The organism is Kaistia sp. 32K (assembly GCF_016629525.1).
Lineage (GTDB): Bacteria > Pseudomonadota > Alphaproteobacteria > Rhizobiales > Kaistiaceae > Kaistia.
The window spans coordinates 1,254,966-1,269,496 of record NZ_AP024269.1 but is presented as its reverse complement, the minus strand read 5'-3'; the positions used below and the strand labels follow the sequence as shown (position 1 = coordinate 1,269,496).

Sequence of the window (14,531 nt, the reverse complement as noted above, 5' to 3'; positions counted from 1 at the left end):
TCATTCCCCCGTCATTAGCTGCGGCCATCGGCCGGCGCAGGCAAAAGGGACCCCGCGACCGAGCGGCGCTTGTCGAGATACTTCTCCGCCACCTTGGCGACGTCGGCGAGCGTGACGGCGTCGACCCGGCGGGTCCAGTCCTGCACGTCCTCCAGCGACTGGCCGTTGATCATGGCCGAGCCGAAGATGCGGGCAAGCATCGCCTGGTTGTCCTGGCTGTAGATTGTCGCGGCGCGGGTCCGCTTCTTGGCCAGAGCCAGCTCTTCCGCCGTGATGCCGTGTGCGCGGACCTCGGCGAGGACGGCGTCGACAGCCGCGCTCACCTTGTCGAGCGAGACATCGCCGCGCGGCGTCGCGTAGAAGCCGAGCTTGCCGTAGTCGAGGCCGTCGCCGGAGAAATAGGCGCCGGCGCTGCTCGCCAGGCCCTGCTCCACGACGAGGCTGCGATAGAGGCGGCTCGTGGCGCCACTGCCGATGACGTCGGCGAGGATGTCGAGCGCCTCGGCTTCGCCGCGCTGGCCCGATGTGTAAGACGGCGCCAGATAGACCTGGGTCCAGGACGGCTGGCTGACCCGCTGGTCCCGCAGCACGACGTTGCGCTCGGTCAGCGGCTCGGGCTCCTTCGGCCGGTTGCGCGGCGCGGGCTCGGCCCGGCGCGGCAGCTTGCCATAGGTCTCCTCGGCGAGCTTCTTCACCTCGTCCGCCGTGACGTCGCCCGCAACGACGAGGATGGCGTTGTTCGGCGTGTAGTAGCGCTCGTACTGGCCGACGGCGTCCTCGCGCGTCAGCCCGGCCATCTCATGCGCCCAGCCGATGATCGGAATGCCGTAGGGGTGATTCTGGAACAGCGCCGCGTCCATCGCCTCGGAGAGCTGCGCGCCCGGATTGTTGTCCGTGCGCATCCGCCGCTCCTCGAGGATGACGTCGCGCTCCGGCAGCACGACCGGATCGGTCAGCTGCAGGCCCTGCATGCGATCGGCCTCGAAGCCCATCACCATGCCGAGCTGATCCTTGGCGACGGTCTGGTAATAGGAGGTCGCGTCGGCGGTGGTGAAGGCGTTCTCGACGCCGCCGACTTCCGACACCTTGGCCGAGAACTCGCCGGCCGGATGCGCCTTCGTGCCCTTGAACATCAGATGCTCAAGAAAATGCGCGATGCCGGACTTGCCGTGCGGGTCGTCGGCGGCGCCGATCTTGTACCACATCATGTGGGTGACGATCGGGGCGCGATGATCGGGGATCACCACGACGTCGAGCCCGTTGGCGAGCCGGAACGTGCTGGCGTCAGGCGCGATGCGCGGCAATTTGCCGGCTTCGGTCTGCGCCGGAACGGGCGCCTTGCTCTCGGCGAAGGAAGGAGCTGCCATGCCGATGGTAACGGCGATGAACAGGGCGGCTGGTCCGCACTTTCGCGCAGCCAGAGTCTTCTGGAAGATAGAGGCCATTCACCCTCGATTTGGTCGGCGTGCCAGTCTCGAGGGCGACGGTATGCAGCACTTGCGGCCAGATTGCGACAATATTGTCGCAATCAAACATTAAATTTTAGAAAGACCAGCTGACTGTCGCCGGCCTGCCGCGTCTCCAGCCGCTCGAGGCGCGGAATCTCGCCGATTTCGGCCTTCGCCTCTTCCTCCAGCACGACGAGCGCGCCGGGCGCGAGCCAGTTGCCCTCGACCGCCGACCGCAGCGCCAGCTCGCCGAGGCCGCGCCCATAGGGCGGGTCGGCGAAGACGAGCTGGAACGGCTCGACGGTGCCGGCCGGGCCGAGCTTGGTGGCGTCGCGACGCAGCAGCTTCGTCCGCCCCGTCAGCCCGAACGCCTCGATATTGTCGCGGATCAGGCCGCGCGCCTCGACGCCCTCTTCAACGAAGATCGCGTAGCGCGCGCCGCGCGACACCGCCTCGAGGCCGAGCGCGCCGGTGCCGGCGAAGAGATCGAGCACGCGCGCATCGACGACGATGTCGTCATAGGCATGCGCCAGCACGTTGAAGAGGCTTTCACGCAGCCGGTCGGCGGTCGGCCGGATCGTCTGCGTGCGCGGTGCCGCGAGCGCGCGGCCACGAAACTCACCGGCGACGATCCGCACGACCCGATCCACCCGTCCTGTTGCCCGATCCACCCGGTCCCCTGCCCGGACCGGACGGCTTGCCGCCGCCGGATCCGCCGGGGCGACCACCCGACCTGCCGCCGCCGCGCGGCTTGTCGCCGTCCGGGTTGCGGCCCGTCACCGGGCGCTTGTCGAAGGAGCGGCCGAGCTTCGGCCCACCTTTACCGCCACCGCTCTTGACCAGCCCGCCACGCGGACCGCGCGCCGGCTTGTCGTCGTCGCGATTGCGGCCTGTGACCGGACGCGCATTGCGCAGGCTGCCCTCGAAGCGACGGCCATCCTGGAACTCGCGACGATCGCCCTCGCCGCCTTCGTTCCGGCCCCTGCCCCGCGAAGCGCCGCGATGCGAGGATCTCGACGGCGCCTCCGCCTCGGCGGCACGCTCGCCACGGCCGTGACGGCCCTCGCCCCGAGGCGCCCGCCCCTCGGCCGGACGCTCGTCGCGGGAACGCCTGTCCCCTCGCGGCTCGGCGCCCGAACGGCCCCGTCCCTCGCCCTTCGGCGCGGCGCCCGGACGGCCGCCACGGCGACCGCCTGATTCCGCCTCGTCGACGCGCTCGGTGACGATCCGCGACGGACGCTCGCCCATCGGCTTCACCTGCGCCAGCGGCTTGATCGGCCCCCGGCGGATGGTCCGGCCGCCGGCCTTGCGATTGCTGCGGCGGGCGGCTTCCTCTTCCTCGCGCAGCGGCGCGTCGAAATCGGCGCCACTTTCACGGGCGAGCTTCTCGCCGAGCTGGTCGCGCAGCACGCGGCCCTTGATCTCGACGGCCTCGCCCTCGGCGAGATCGCCGAGCTGGAACGGGCCATAGGAAACGCGGATCAGGCGGTTGACGTCGAGGCCGATGCTCGCGAGCACCTTCTTCACCTCTCGGTTCTTGCCCTCGCGCAGGCCGATCGTCGCCCAGATGTTCGAGCCCTGGACGCGGTCGAGCGTTCCCTCGATGGCGCCATACATGACGCCGTCGATCGCCACGCCGTCCTTCAGCTTGTCGAGGTCGGGCTGCAGGATGTCGCCCCAGGCGCGGACGCGGTAGCGCCGCATCCAGCCGGTCGACGGCAGTTCGAGGACACGCGCGAGCCCGCCATCATTGGTGAGCAGCAGCAGGCCCTCGGTGTTGATGTCGAGGCGGCCGACGGCGATCACGCGCGGCAGGTGTTCCGGCAGCGATTCGAACACGGTCGGGCGACCCTCGGGGTCGTGCGCGGTGGTCACCAGGCCCTTCGGCTTGTGGTAGAGCCACAGCCGCGTCCGCTCCTTGGTCGGCAGCGGCTCGTCATCGACCGTCACGCGGTCGTTCGGGCCGACATTCACGGCCGGGCTGGTCAGGACGCGGCCATTGATGGCGACGCGTCCCTCTTCGATCAATCGTTCAGCATCCCGACGCGAGCAGAGGCCGGCCCGCGCCAAAACCTTGGCGATGCGGGCGTCCTGTGCGTCGTCTTGCGCGGCGCTGTCCTTCGTGCGTTTCTGCGGCGGCTTCATTCGATCCATCCTTGAAACGGATCCTTAGATCATTTTGCAGCCGGGTGGATACCGCTAGATGCAAACTAAATGCGACAAGTCGAAATTGGCAGGACGAACAGGGCGATGCGAGGGGAACTGAACGGCGCGACGAACTCCTTCATGAGCGTCGCTCTGGAGGAGGCGCGGAAGGCCGCTGCCCGTGGCGAGGTGCCGATCGGCGCCGTCATCGTCCGCGACGGCGTCGTCCTCGCCGCCGACGGCAACCGCACGCTCGAACTGAACGATCCGACCGCGCATGCCGAGACGCTGGTGATCCGCGCCGCCTGCGCCGAGCTCGGCTCGCAGCGCCTGCCGGACTGCGATCTCTATGTGACGCTGGAGCCCTGCCCGATGTGCGCGGCGGCGATCTCGTTCGCCCGCATCCGCCGGCTCTATTACGGCGCCGCCGATCCGAAGGGCGGCGCAGTCGAGAGCGGTGTCCGCCTCTACAGCCAGCCGACCTGCCACCACGCCCCGGAAGTCTATGAAGGCATTGCCGAAAGCCACGCGGCCGAGATGCTGCGGACGTTCTTTCGGGAACGGCGATAGACGCCCCTCAAGGAAACCGCTCAGGCGGCGGAGCTGTCCAGCATCCGCCTTCCGGCCGCCGCGGCGCTCGTCTCGGCGTGGCGGCAGCAGATCACCCGCAGCAGCGAGGCGAAATTGCCGATCTCGCCGCGGAGTTCCACGACCTCGTCATAGAGCACCGACAGGAAGCGCCCCGTCGGCATCTGTTGGCTGGCCGCGATCTCGTCGAGCCGCGACCAGAACATGGCTTCGAGCCGGACGCTGGTGACGACGCCGGCGATGCGGACGGACCGCGTCACCGGCGCGAACAGCTCGGGATCCGTCGACGCGAAGATCTGACACACAGGCGCACCTCCCCCTTGGATTGCGCGCCCGGGCCGATCAGGCGTGGCTGATCTTGGTGCCGAGCAGCGCCAGGAACTGCCCCATCCAGGCCGGATGAGCGGGCCAGGCCGGCGCAGTGACGAAGATATCGTCGGTGATCGCGCCGCTGATGGCAATATCGGCATACTTGCCGCCGGCGAGCCGCACTTCCGGCGCGCAGGCCGGATAGGCCGAGATCGTCTTGTCGCGGATAACGTCGGCGGCGGCGAGCACCTGGGCGCCATGGCAGACTGCGGCGATCGGCTTGCGCGCGGCGACGAAGTCCTTGACCAGCGCGATGACGCGGTCGTCGAGGCGCAGATATTCCGGCGCCCGGCCGCCCGGGATGACGAGCGCGTCATAGTCGCTCGCCTTGACGGTGGCGAAGTCGGTGGTCAGCGCGAAATTGTGGCCGCGCTTCTCGGAATAGGTATGGTCGCCCTCGAAATCATGGATCGCGGTCGCGACCTTGCCGTCGGCCGGCTTGTTGGGGGCGGCGGCCGACACCTCGTGGCCGACGGCGGCCAGAAGCTGGAACGGCACCATCACTTCATAGTCCTCGACATAGTCGCCGACGAGAAACAGGATCTTCTTGGCCATGGCGGTCTCCTCCACACGAACCTCAGCGCCGAGACCGTAGCGAGCCGGAACGCCGGAGAGGTAACACCCCCATACTACTGCGCCGGAGGCGAGCCTCGCGGATCAGCCAGAGTGTCGGATGGCGATCAACCGACCTTTTCCGCCAGCCACGTCTTGATCAGCGACTGATACGGCACGTCGCGCTTGTTGGCCTCCACCTTGATCCGGTCTAGCAGGCTCACCGGCAGGCGCAGCGAGATCGAGGTCGTGCTTGGCTTCAGGTTGGGCAGCACCACCCGTTCGGCCTTGCCCCAGTCGACATAATCAGTCGAGTCGTGGCTTTCCCAGAAGGCGCGCTCCTCCGCCTCGTCCTTGAAGGAAGGAATGGGTTCAAGCTTCTTGCTCATAGCGCCTCCTTTCCCGCTCGCTCATGTCGCGGGCAGAAATAATGCGGATCGACGTGTCATCGGCGCGCAAGGTGAAACTCACATGCAGTCGCCGGCCGGCATTGGTAACGCCCAAGGCGTGGAGCCTGATCTCCAGGTGGCTATGGGCCGCATCGTCCACGACCAGAAGCGGCTGATTGAAGAACACCTCTTCCGACTCCGCCACCGACACGCCGTGCTTGTCGGCGTTCTTCGTCAGATTTCCCTGATCCCAGTCGAAGCCGACGATGCGAGTGAATTCGATCATCCGCGTATATTACCATCATATACGGAGACTGGCATCCTCCACGAATCGTCCCCAGCCTGGGCCATGCGCAAAAGAAAAGGGCGCGGCTTGCGCCGCGCCCTTCGTAGACTTGAGGACAGGACTTCTTAGAAGTCCATGCCGCCCATGCCGCCGCCCGGAGGCATAGCGGGCATGCCGCCGTCCTTCTTCGGCTTGTCGGCGATGAGCGCCTCGGTCGTGACGATCAGCGAGGACACGGAAGCCGCGTCCTGCAGAGCCGTGCGGACGACCTTGGTCGGGTCGATGATGCCGGCCGCGACGAGGTCGACGAAGGTCTCCGTCTGGGCGTCGAAGCCGAAGGTGTCACCCTTGCCTTCGAGAACCTTCGAGACGACGATCGAACCCTCGACGCCGGAATTCTCGGCGATCTGACGGATCGGAGCCTCGAGAGCGCGGAGAACGATCTTGATGCCGGCATTGATGTCGGCGTTGTCGCTCTTCAGCTTCTCGACGGCCTTCTTGGCGCGCAGCAGAGCCGTGCCGCCGCCCGGGACGATGCCTTCTTCGACAGCGGCGCGGGTTGCGTTCAGCGCGTCGTCGACGCGGTCCTTGCGCTCCTTGACTTCGACTTCCGTCGCGCCGCCGACGCGGATGACCGCGACGCCGCCTGCGAGCTTGGCGAGACGCTCCTGGAGCTTCTCCTTGTCGTAGTCCGACGTCGTCTCTTCGATCTGAGCCTTGATCTGGTTGACGCGGGCTTCGATCTCTTTCTTCTTGCCGTTGCCGTCAACGATGGTCGTGTTCTCCTTGGAGATCGTGACCTTCTTGGCGCGGCCGAGCTGGGCGAGCGTGACGTTCTCGAGCTTGATGCCGAGATCTTCCGAGATGACCTGGCCGGCCGTCAGGACAGCGATGTCCTCGAGCATGGCCTTGCGACGATCACCGAAGCCCGGAGCCTTGACGGCTGCGACCTTCAGGCCGCCACGGAGCTTGTTGACGACGAGCGTGGCCAGGGCCTCGCCTTCGACGTCTTCCGAGATGATCAGCAGCGGCTTGCCCGACTGGACGACGGCTTCCAGGACCGGAAGGATCGCCTGCAGGTTGCCGAGCTTCTTCTCGTGCAGGAGGATGTAGGGGTCGTCCAGCTCGGTGACCATCTTCTCGGCGTTGGTCACGAAGTACGGCGACAGGTAGCCGCGGTCGAACTGCATGCCTTCGACGACTTCGAGCTCGGTCTCGGCGGTCTTGGCTTCCTCGACGGTGATGACACCCTCGTTGCCGACCTTCTGCATCGCCGAAGCGATCATCTGGCCGATTTCCTTCTCGCCATTGGCGGAGATGGTGCCGACCTGAGCGACTTCCTCGGAGGTCTTGATCTTCTTCGAACGCTGCACGAGATCCTTGACGGCCTCGGCGACGGCGAGATCGATACCGCGCTTCAGGTCCATCGGGTTCATGCCGGCGGCGACGAACTTGGCGCCTTCCTTGACGATCGCCTGAGCGAGAACCGTCGCGGTGGTGGTGCCGTCACCAGCCTTGTCGTTGGTCTTGGAAGCGACTTCGCGAACCAGCTGGGCGCCGAGGTTCTCGAACTTGTCCTCGAGCTCGATCTCCTTGGCGACGGAGACGCCGTCCTTGGTGATGCGGGGCGCGCCGAACGACTTCTCAATGACGACGTTGCGGCCCTTCGGGCCGAGCGTCACCTTGACGGCGTTGGCAAGGATGTCGACGCCGCGCAGCAGCTTTTCGCGCGCGTCAGCGGAGAACTTTACGTCTTTAGCAGCCATGGAATGAGCTCCTTAGAGGTTGTGCCGGACAGGAATAAATCGCGTTCAGGGAAACCCTGCGCGACTTACTTGCCCTTGCCCTTGCCTTCGATGATGCCGAGGATGTCCGACTCCTTCATGATCAGGAGCTCTTCACCGTCGATCTTGACTTCCGTGCCCGACCACTTGCCGAACAGGATACGGTCGCCGGCCTTGACGTCGAGAGCGACGAGCTTGCCAGCGTCGTCACGCGTACCGGTGCCGACGGCGACGACTTCGCCTTCCTGCGGCTTTTCCTTGGCGGTGTCCGGGATGATGATGCCGCCGGCGGTCTTCTCTTCCGACGCAACGCGACGGACGACGACGCGGTCGTGCAGAGGACGGAATGCCATGTTTGATCTCTCCTCGCGTGCAGGGCGATCCGGTGCGGACCGCCCGCCAATGTGGGGTGCATTAGCACTCACCGGGGGTGAGTGCTAGCAGGCCAGCCCGATCTAGGAGCCGGGGTCCGCATTGTCAAGGAGACCGCAAGAGCGCGACGGGAGGATTTTTCCATCCTCCGGAGGCGGCTGACGCCCCCGCCTCGGCCGTTTTCCTAAGCCGCCTCACACCCATTCCGGGCTGGGCGTCTCGCGGCCGAGCGCGTCGACCGCCAGTTCGAGGCGCTGCATGAAGCCCTCGCCCGCGCCGGTCATCGCCTCGCCGACCACGACGTCGCAGAAGAATGGGACGGGAAGATGGTCGCCCTTCGGCAACACCTTGCCGAAGCCGCGCAGGAAGACCGGCAGGACGGGAATGTCCGGCCGGCGCCGGGCGATGTGGCCGACGCCGCGCTTGAACGCCTGGCGCATCTCCGGCTCGCCGCGCGAGCCCTCGGGGAAGATGATCAGGATGTCGCCGGCATCGAGGGCGGCGAGCGCCTGCGCCAGCGGATCGACGCCGCCCCTGCCCGAGCCGCGCTCGATCGGCAGGATGCCGATCAGGTCGACGGCGAGCCATTTCAGCCAGCGGTTCTGCAGGAAATAATCGGCGGCGGCGACGGCGCGCACCTTCCTGAGCTTGGCGAGCGGAAACAGCGACATCAGCGCCAGCGTGTCGAGATGGCTGTTGTGGTTGGCGGCGATGATCACCGGGCCATCCTTCGGCAGCCGCTCGCGATGCCGGACGGAGAGCCCGATCGCGACCAGGAGGAACGGCCGCACGAGGAGCGCGAAGAAGGCAAGACGCAGGAAATCGCGAGGGGTCATGCGCGTCTCAGAAATAGAAATAGCGGACGGCATGGAAGAAGACCGGCGCGGTGAAGACGAGGCTGTCGATGCGGTCGAGGATGCCGCCATGGCCGGGCAGGATGGTGCCGGTATCCTTGATGCCGAGGTCGCGCTTCACCGCCGACATGACGATGTCGCCGAAGAAGCCGGCGGTCGCCAGCAGCACGCCGATCGCGGCGGCCTGCGGCAGGCCGATCGGAGTCAGGATCGGTGCCAGCGCCATCGAGAGCAGCGTCGTCGCGATCAGGCCGCCGACAAAACCCTCGACGGTCTTGTTGGGCGACACCTTGGGCGTGATCTTGCGCCTGCCGAAGCGGCGGCCGGCAAGGAACTGGGCGACGTCGTTGAACTCGGTCGCGATCAGCAAAAAGATCAACAATCCGGGCCCCATGCCGGAGGGCGCGCCGGGCGGTGGCAGGACCAGCAGATAGGCGGCGTGGCTGACGGAGAAGACCGTGATCATCAGCCCCCAGTGCAGCGTGCCGGCGGCCCTGAGGAAGCCCTGCGTCTCGCCGCGCAGCACCATGGCGGCCGGCAGGATCAGGAACATGTAGACGGGGATGAAGATCACGAACATGCCGTACCAGCCGATGCCGACCCAGTAGTACTGGATTGGCACGCAGAGATAGGCGACGAGCAGCACCACCCGGTCGGCCTTCCGGGTCGGGATGATGGTCAGATATTCCTTGAGCGCCAGGTAGCTGACGAAGCCGAGCAGCACGATCATCGCGGTTGGGCCGAGCGCCAGCGCGCCGACCAAGAGCGCCACCATCACCCACCAGCTGCCGATGCGGGCGCGCAGCTCGCGATATTTGGCTGTCGCCTTCGGATCTTCGCCGGAGGGCTCGGGCCGCGACCAGACGAGCGCGGTGGCGATGGCGAGGCCGAGCACCACCAGCGCCAGCGTCACGACATTGGCGCCCGACCAGCCGAAGAGTTTGAAGGAGAGGATCGATCCGTCCATGTCAGCCGCCTACGAGCGCGCGCCGCGCCCGGTTCACCGTGGTCCAGAGCGCGAGCAGCGCCAGCAGTGCGACGATCCAGTCGAGCCAGGCGCCTCCCGGCACGCCGACGGCGATCAGGAAGGCGATGAGGCCGATCGCGGCGGCGCGGTCGGATTTGCCCATCGGGCCGTCATAGCGGCGCCCTCCCCCGATCGTCTGGCCGAGCACGCCGACGAACTCGGTCAGGATCGCCGCGACGACGAAGAGCACGATCGGCCAGCCATGCGCGCCGAACGGCGCCAGGGCCGGCACCAGCGCCAGATAGAGCGCGGCGTCGGAGACCACGTCGCCGACCTCGTTCAGGATGGCGCCCAGCCGGCTCTGCTGGTTGTGCTCGCGCGCGATCATGCCGTCGATGGCATTCAGCGCCATGCGCAGGAAGAGCACCAGCGGCAGGAGCAGCAGGCTGAGCCGGCAACCGGCCAGTCCCCAGAGCGCCAGCCCGGTCGCGAGGCTCGCCACCATGGCGGCCAGCGTCACCTGGTTGGCGGTGACGCCCTTGGTTACCAAAACGCTAACAAGCGGGCGCAACAGCGCCTGGAAGCGCGGCTTCAGATCATAGACGGAGGTCATGCAGCGCGCCGCAACCGATCGAGGGGAAAAGCCTGTCCGATATGCCCGCCGTCATGCATCCGCGGGGGCGCGGACGCAGTGATGTCGGACACAGTCCGGCGGCAGTCGGTCAGCCGGAAATGGTGAACGGCAGCTCGACCGGCGCCGAGTGCCCCGTCGCCTGGTCGGTGACGGTCAGCACCAGCACATAGTTACCCGGCTTCAGCGCCGGCAGCTGGAAGCCGACGGTGACCTGGAACTCGCGGTTCTTGTTGCGGCTGGTCTTTTCCAGCAGCGCCGGGGCCGCCGACTTGGTCAGGATCTGGCCGCCGGCATTGCGGATCTCGACATCGGAGGCGAAGGCGATCTTGTAGCCGCCATCGACCTCCTGCCAGCCGAAGCCCTGCGGCTCGACATAGACCTGCAGGGTGCTGGACGGCGCGAAGCTCGAGCCCTGATGCTCGACATAATCGCCAAAACCCTTGGCTTCGTTGACGAAACGAGCGTTCTTCAGGGTCAGCGGCGCCGACTTCCAGAACGCGTCGACCGCCTGGTCGAGGGCCGTGTGCGCGTCGGCCGCCTTGCCTGCCTGAAGCAGCGTCTCCGCGGCGGCGGCCTTGTCGGCGACCTCGCCGGCGAACGCCGCGCCGGAAACCGCGAACAGCAACGCACCCGCCACCGCAATCCCGGAAATCCGGGACGCCCCGTCCATCATGACTTTCCCCTCATCTCGGACGCAGAACGTCCGCGCCACCCCATTTCGCGCGAACATGCCGTTCCGGCGCGTCGCGTGCAAGCGATTCAACAAATGAGGATTAATTCGGCTCGCCAACGGCTTATGCCGTGCGCCGCTCCTGCCAGGCCTGGCGCTTCCGGTAGATCGTCGAAGGACTGATCTCGAGCGCCGCAGCGGCGCGCGCGATATTGCCGCCATGCGCCTCGATGGCGCTCTCGATGATCGAGCGTTCCTGCTCCCAGAACGGCGCCACGGCGCCAAGCGGAGCGCGGCCCGGATCCGTCCATTCGCCGCCCCGGACCGGCGCGGAGGCGCCGCGGATCGGCGGCGGCAGCATAGCGACCGTCACCTCGCTGCCCTGGTGCAGCACGACCATGCGGCGGATGGCGTTCTGCAGCTCGCGCACATTGCCGGGCCAGGGATGGCGCATGAGAAGCGCCGCCGCCGCTGGCTCGAAGCCCCGGAAACCGCGCGTTTCCTCGGCCGCGTAGCGCGACAGGAAGGCGGAGGCGAGCGGGAGTATGTCCTCCGGCCGCTCGCGCAGCGGCGGCAGCTGGATCGGCAGCACGTGCAGCCGGTAGAAGAGGTCCTCGCGGAAACGTCCGGCGGCGATCTCGGCCGTGGGATCGCGATGCGTGGCGCAGACGATGCGCACATCGACCCTGCGGCTGGTGCCGTCGCCGACCCGCTGCACGACGCCGCTCTGGATGAAGCGCAGAAGCTTCGCCTGCAAAGCGAGGTCCATCTCGCCGATCTCGTCGAGGAACAGCGTGCCGCCATCGGCGAGCTCGGCCGCGCCCTGGCGCGTGTCGGTAGCGCCGGTGAAGGCGCCGCGAACATGGCCGAAGATCTCGCTTTCCATGAGATCCTTCGGGATCGCGCTGCAGTTGATCGCGATGAAGGGCCGGCCGGCGCGGCCGGAACGGTTGTGGATCGCCTCGGCGCAGAGTTCCTTGCCGGTGCCGCTCTCGCCGGTGACGAAGACCGGCGCGCGCGACGGCGCGATGCGGCTGATCTGGTCATAGACGACCGCCATCGCGGCGGACCGGCCGATGAAGCCCTCGAAATCCTCGCGCGCCAGCGACGCCACCGCAGCCGGGCCGGCGTCCTCCGGGCGCGTGTTGTCGCTTGTCGTGTCCTTTGTCGGAGGCTTGGCGACCGGCCATTGCGCGATGGCCGCCTCCAGCCTGTCGAGCAGCGCCGCCGCGCCGAACGGCTTGGGCAGGAAATCAACCGCGCCCGCCCGCATGGCGGCGACCGCCGCATGGACGGAGCCGCGCGCGCTCATGGCGATAATCGAGGAGGCGTTGCCGCCGAGGCTGCCGAGCTGGTCGACGCCGCCCACGGTCTCGAGATCGGCGACGATGATCGACTGGGACCGGCCCGCCAGGCATTCGATCGCCTCGGCCTTGGTGGCAAAGGCCATCGGCGCGAAACGCAGCCCCGCCTGCGCCGCCAGATGCGCGGAAACGGTGCGCCGCTGAACCGGATCGGCATCCACGATCAGAACCTGAACGGGCTCTTGCGAGCCACCACCGAATCCCATGCCAGGAAGACCCTTCTTCCGCCGCAAAATATCTGCCGCGACAGCCGAACAATCTCAGAACAGGGTAAACAAAGCGTTCAGAAACGCGCCGCATCCCTCCAAAATCACTACGCAATTTAGCTAAACGAGCCCGGCGGTCCTGACCGCGTCGACCAACTTGTCCACCAGGACGGGATTGGGGATGATCCGCGCGAGCACCCGTGCCGGATCGGCGCGCAGTTCCGGAAATTTGTTCTCGATATTGGCGAGCGCATCCAGCCGTGCAACCGGCGAGCCGTCGGCGCCGCCGGCGATCAGGGCGAGCGTGGCGGCAAGCGGATGCTCCGGCAGGGCGACGCGGCGGACCAGCGTGCGCATGGCGGGCTCGTTGCCGGCCTGGAACGCCGCCAGCGCGAGGTAGAGATCATACCAGGGCGGATAGGCCGGGTTATGGCTGGCCGCCTCCTCGATCAGCGTGGCGCCGAGCAGATAGTTGCCGGCGACGATGAGAACCTGGCCCTGCGAGGCCCGGACCTCGGTATCGAGCGGATTGAGCTGCACGGCCCGCTTGCCGGTCGCGATGGCGCGATCGATCTGGCCGGTGGCGAAATAGGCATATTGCAGCGCCTGCTGGGCCCTCGCGCTGGTCGGCGCCAGTTGCACCGCCATCGCCGAAGCCTTGACGGCGCGATCCACAGAAGGGCTTTCGGGCTGCACGTTGAAGGCCAGCCCGTCCTCATCGAGATAGATGAAGGTCAGCATGGCGTAAGGCAGCGCATAGGTCGGATAGCGGTGGGTCAGCTCTTCCAGGCAGTTGCGGATCTCGGCATGGGTCGCGGTCGTGAAGTCGCGCCAGTAGTTGAACGACCGGGCGAGGCAGAGGAAGCCGTCGTCGGGACGATCCGTGCGGGCCAGCCGGTCCGACATGACGACGCCATAGGGCTGGGCCAGCGTGACGGCGATGTCGGCCACCAGTTCGTCGATCGCGAGCGACGGCTGGATCGGATTGCGGGGCGCGCTCAGCTTGGAGGACCAGATCACGCGCCCGGATATCCGGTCGGTCAGCAGAGTCGCGGCGGAGATCCCGCCCTGCCCTTCCGACAGCGTGCCGCTGAGCAGGTAATCGGCATCGCCGTCCAGGCGGGTGACCACCGTGACCTCGTCGAAGCGGGAGAGCGCGGTCACCATCTTGGTGGCGAACTGGCTGCCGGTGATGCCCGTCGCCAGATCGTTCGTGACGGCGAACGGCACGACGAAGATGCGCGGCACCATCGGCCTCGCGGCCGTGGAGGCGGCCGTTTCAACCTTCGCGACGGGGGGCGCCCCCGCTGCGTCGGATGGCCCGGCCGAGAAGAATGCCCGTGCGCCGAAAATGCCCGCCACGGCCAGGGCAAGGAGGAGCACCAGCCCGCCGATCCGCCATGCGCGCCCGCGCTGGGCAGCATCCGCCGATTCCACGACGGCAGAACCCGGCTCGTCCGACTGGCCGGCATCGGCCACCCCGTCGGCCGGGAGATCCGAGGCGCCCGAAGGCTTGGCTGTGCCCTCCTGCCGAGGCTCGAACCTCGGCACATAGCTGCCGCGCGGGATGGAAATCCGCATCGGCGCTGCGGCGCCCTCGCCCTGGTAGTAGGTCTCGAGCGCCTTGCGCAGGCGGCCGGCCTCGACCCGGACAATGGGATCGACCGAGGGATCGAAGGTCTCGGGGCGCCCGAGCGCCTCGGTGGCGATGCTATAGGCCTTGATCCTGTCGGCGTCGCCGGCGAGTGTCTTCTCGACGACATAGCCGAGAAACAGGCTCAGCTGGCGCGACGCGCCGAAGACAGCCGACGACTGGATCGCCGATAGCGCCGCGCGCACGTCGGCGGGGGAAGCATCGGAGGGTCCGATATCCTTCAGGCCGCTGTCGCTCATCGAGGCACCA

At 67.3% G+C, this 14,531-nt stretch carries 16 protein-coding genes; 1 reads left to right on the top strand and 15 read right to left on the bottom strand.

The annotated features are described in order from the left end of the window. Positions 1-14: 14 nt before the first annotated feature. The 3 genes from K32_RS05535 to K32_RS05525 all read right to left on the bottom strand — a co-directional run bounded on the left by K32_RS05535 (position 15) and on the right by K32_RS05525 (position 3,593). The gene (locus K32_RS05535; RefSeq protein WP_244669861.1) at positions 15-1,367 is read right to left on the bottom strand and encodes a pitrilysin family protein; all 1,353 of its coding nucleotides are present in this window, start codon (positions 1,365-1,367) and stop codon (positions 15-17) included. 161 nt (positions 1,368-1,528) lie between these two features. Beyond that, positions 1,529-2,086 (bottom strand): 16S rRNA (guanine(966)-N(2))-methyltransferase RsmD, encoded by a 558-nt coding sequence (gene rsmD, locus K32_RS05530; protein ID WP_201403068.1) that lies wholly within the window; start codon positions 2,084-2,086, stop codon positions 1,529-1,531. Beyond that, positions 2,067-3,593, bottom strand: a complete 1,527-nt coding sequence (locus K32_RS05525) for a pseudouridine synthase (RefSeq protein WP_244669860.1) — start codon at positions 3,591-3,593, stop codon at positions 2,067-2,069. The genes rsmD and K32_RS05525 overlap by 20 nt, the downstream gene beginning before the upstream one ends. Before the next feature lie 141 nt (positions 3,594-3,734). Between K32_RS05525 and K32_RS05520 the strand changes: the two genes are divergently transcribed. After that, positions 3,735-4,163 (top strand): nucleoside deaminase, encoded by a 429-nt coding sequence (locus K32_RS05520; protein WP_201403066.1) that lies wholly within the window; start codon positions 3,735-3,737, stop codon positions 4,161-4,163. A 20-nt stretch (positions 4,164-4,183) separates the two neighbouring features. Here the strand turns inward: K32_RS05520 and K32_RS05515 are convergent, their stop codons facing one another. The 12 genes from K32_RS05515 to K32_RS05460 form a co-directional block, all read right to left on the bottom strand. After that, positions 4,184-4,486, bottom strand: a complete 303-nt coding sequence (locus tag K32_RS05515) for a ribbon-helix-helix domain-containing protein (RefSeq protein ID WP_201403065.1) — start codon at positions 4,484-4,486, stop codon at positions 4,184-4,186. Between the two features lie 37 nt (positions 4,487-4,523). Then, the gene (locus tag K32_RS05510; RefSeq protein WP_201403064.1) at positions 4,524-5,105 is read right to left on the bottom strand and encodes a DJ-1/PfpI family protein; all 582 of its coding nucleotides are present in this window, start codon (positions 5,103-5,105) and stop codon (positions 4,524-4,526) included. A gap of 125 nt (positions 5,106-5,230) precedes the next feature. Then, positions 5,231-5,491 carry a BrnA antitoxin family protein gene (locus K32_RS05505; RefSeq protein ID WP_201403063.1) on the bottom strand — a complete coding sequence of 87 codons (261 nt, stop codon included), beginning with the start codon at positions 5,489-5,491 and terminating at the stop codon, positions 5,231-5,233. Continuing rightward, positions 5,475-5,777, bottom strand: a complete 303-nt coding sequence (locus K32_RS05500) for a BrnT family toxin (RefSeq protein WP_201403062.1) — start codon at positions 5,775-5,777, stop codon at positions 5,475-5,477. The genes K32_RS05505 and K32_RS05500 overlap by 17 nt, the downstream gene beginning before the upstream one ends. Before the next feature lie 125 nt (positions 5,778-5,902). After that, complete coding sequence (gene groL / locus K32_RS05495) at positions 5,903-7,543, bottom strand: chaperonin GroEL (RefSeq protein WP_201403061.1); 1,641 nt, start codon at positions 7,541-7,543, stop codon at positions 5,903-5,905. Positions 7,544-7,608: 65 nt separating this feature from the next. Further along, positions 7,609-7,914 carry a co-chaperone GroES gene (gene groES / locus K32_RS05490; RefSeq protein ID WP_029075812.1) on the bottom strand — a complete coding sequence of 102 codons (306 nt, stop codon included), beginning with the start codon at positions 7,912-7,914 and terminating at the stop codon, positions 7,609-7,611. A 213-nt stretch (positions 7,915-8,127) separates the two neighbouring features. Further along, positions 8,128-8,769, bottom strand: coding sequence for a lysophospholipid acyltransferase family protein (locus K32_RS05485; protein ID WP_201403060.1), 642 nt, complete (start codon positions 8,767-8,769; stop codon positions 8,128-8,130). A gap of 7 nt (positions 8,770-8,776) precedes the next feature. Then, on the bottom strand, positions 8,777-9,754 hold the full coding sequence (locus tag K32_RS05480) for a phosphatidate cytidylyltransferase (protein ID WP_201403059.1): 978 nt from the start codon (positions 9,752-9,754) through the stop codon (positions 8,777-8,779). A 1-nt stretch (position 9,755) separates the two neighbouring features. Continuing rightward, entirely contained in the window at positions 9,756-10,367 is a 612-nt protein-coding gene (locus K32_RS05475; protein ID WP_201403058.1) for a CDP-alcohol phosphatidyltransferase family protein, read from the bottom strand. Positions 10,368-10,476: 109 nt separating this feature from the next. After that, positions 10,477-11,061 (bottom strand): hypothetical protein, encoded by a 585-nt coding sequence (locus tag K32_RS05470; protein ID WP_201403057.1) that lies wholly within the window; start codon positions 11,059-11,061, stop codon positions 10,477-10,479. A gap of 121 nt (positions 11,062-11,182) precedes the next feature. After that, on the bottom strand, positions 11,183-12,628 hold the full coding sequence (locus K32_RS05465) for a sigma-54 dependent transcriptional regulator (RefSeq protein ID WP_201403056.1): 1,446 nt from the start codon (positions 12,626-12,628) through the stop codon (positions 11,183-11,185). A 120-nt stretch (positions 12,629-12,748) separates the two neighbouring features. Beyond that, positions 12,749-14,521: a hypothetical protein gene (locus tag K32_RS05460; protein WP_201403055.1), complete on the bottom strand. Its 1,773-nt coding sequence runs from the start codon at positions 14,519-14,521 to the stop codon at positions 12,749-12,751. Positions 14,522-14,531 lie beyond the last annotated feature (10 nt).

What these genes read in the sequence shown, in the direction of transcription:
- K32_RS05535 (WP_244669861.1), bottom strand. Translation starts at nt 1,367, where the DNA reads ATGGCAGCTCCTTCCTTCGCCGAGAGCAAGGCGCCCGTTCCGGCGCAG.
- K32_RS05525 (WP_244669860.1), bottom strand. Translation starts at nt 3,593, where the DNA reads ATGAAGCCGCCGCAGAAACGCACGAAGGACAGCGCCGCGCAAGACGAC.
- K32_RS05520 (WP_201403066.1), top strand. Translation starts at nt 3,735, where the DNA reads ATGAGCGTCGCTCTGGAGGAGGCGCGGAAGGCCGCTGCCCGTGGCGAG.
- K32_RS05510 (WP_201403064.1), bottom strand. Translation starts at nt 5,105, where the DNA reads ATGGCCAAGAAGATCCTGTTTCTCGTCGGCGACTATGTCGAGGACTAT.
- K32_RS05505 (WP_201403063.1), bottom strand. Translation starts at nt 5,491, where the DNA reads ATGAGCAAGAAGCTTGAACCCATTCCTTCCTTCAAGGACGAGGCGGAG.
- K32_RS05500 (WP_201403062.1), bottom strand. Translation starts at nt 5,777, where the DNA reads ATGATCGAATTCACTCGCATCGTCGGCTTCGACTGGGATCAGGGAAAT.
- groL (WP_201403061.1), bottom strand. Translation starts at nt 7,543, where the DNA reads ATGGCTGCTAAAGACGTAAAGTTCTCCGCTGACGCGCGCGAAAAGCTG.
- groES (WP_029075812.1), bottom strand. Translation starts at nt 7,914, where the DNA reads ATGGCATTCCGTCCTCTGCACGACCGCGTCGTCGTCCGTCGCGTTGCG.
- K32_RS05485 (WP_201403060.1), bottom strand. Translation starts at nt 8,769, where the DNA reads ATGACCCCTCGCGATTTCCTGCGTCTTGCCTTCTTCGCGCTCCTCGTG.
- K32_RS05480 (WP_201403059.1), bottom strand. Translation starts at nt 9,754, where the DNA reads ATGGACGGATCGATCCTCTCCTTCAAACTCTTCGGCTGGTCGGGCGCC.
- K32_RS05475 (WP_201403058.1), bottom strand. Translation starts at nt 10,367, where the DNA reads ATGACCTCCGTCTATGATCTGAAGCCGCGCTTCCAGGCGCTGTTGCGC.
- K32_RS05470 (WP_201403057.1), bottom strand. Translation starts at nt 11,061, where the DNA reads ATGATGGACGGGGCGTCCCGGATTTCCGGGATTGCGGTGGCGGGTGCG.
- K32_RS05465 (WP_201403056.1), bottom strand. Translation starts at nt 12,628, where the DNA reads ATGGGATTCGGTGGTGGCTCGCAAGAGCCCGTTCAGGTTCTGATCGTG.
- K32_RS05460 (WP_201403055.1), bottom strand. Translation starts at nt 14,521, where the DNA reads ATGAGCGACAGCGGCCTGAAGGATATCGGACCCTCCGATGCTTCCCCC.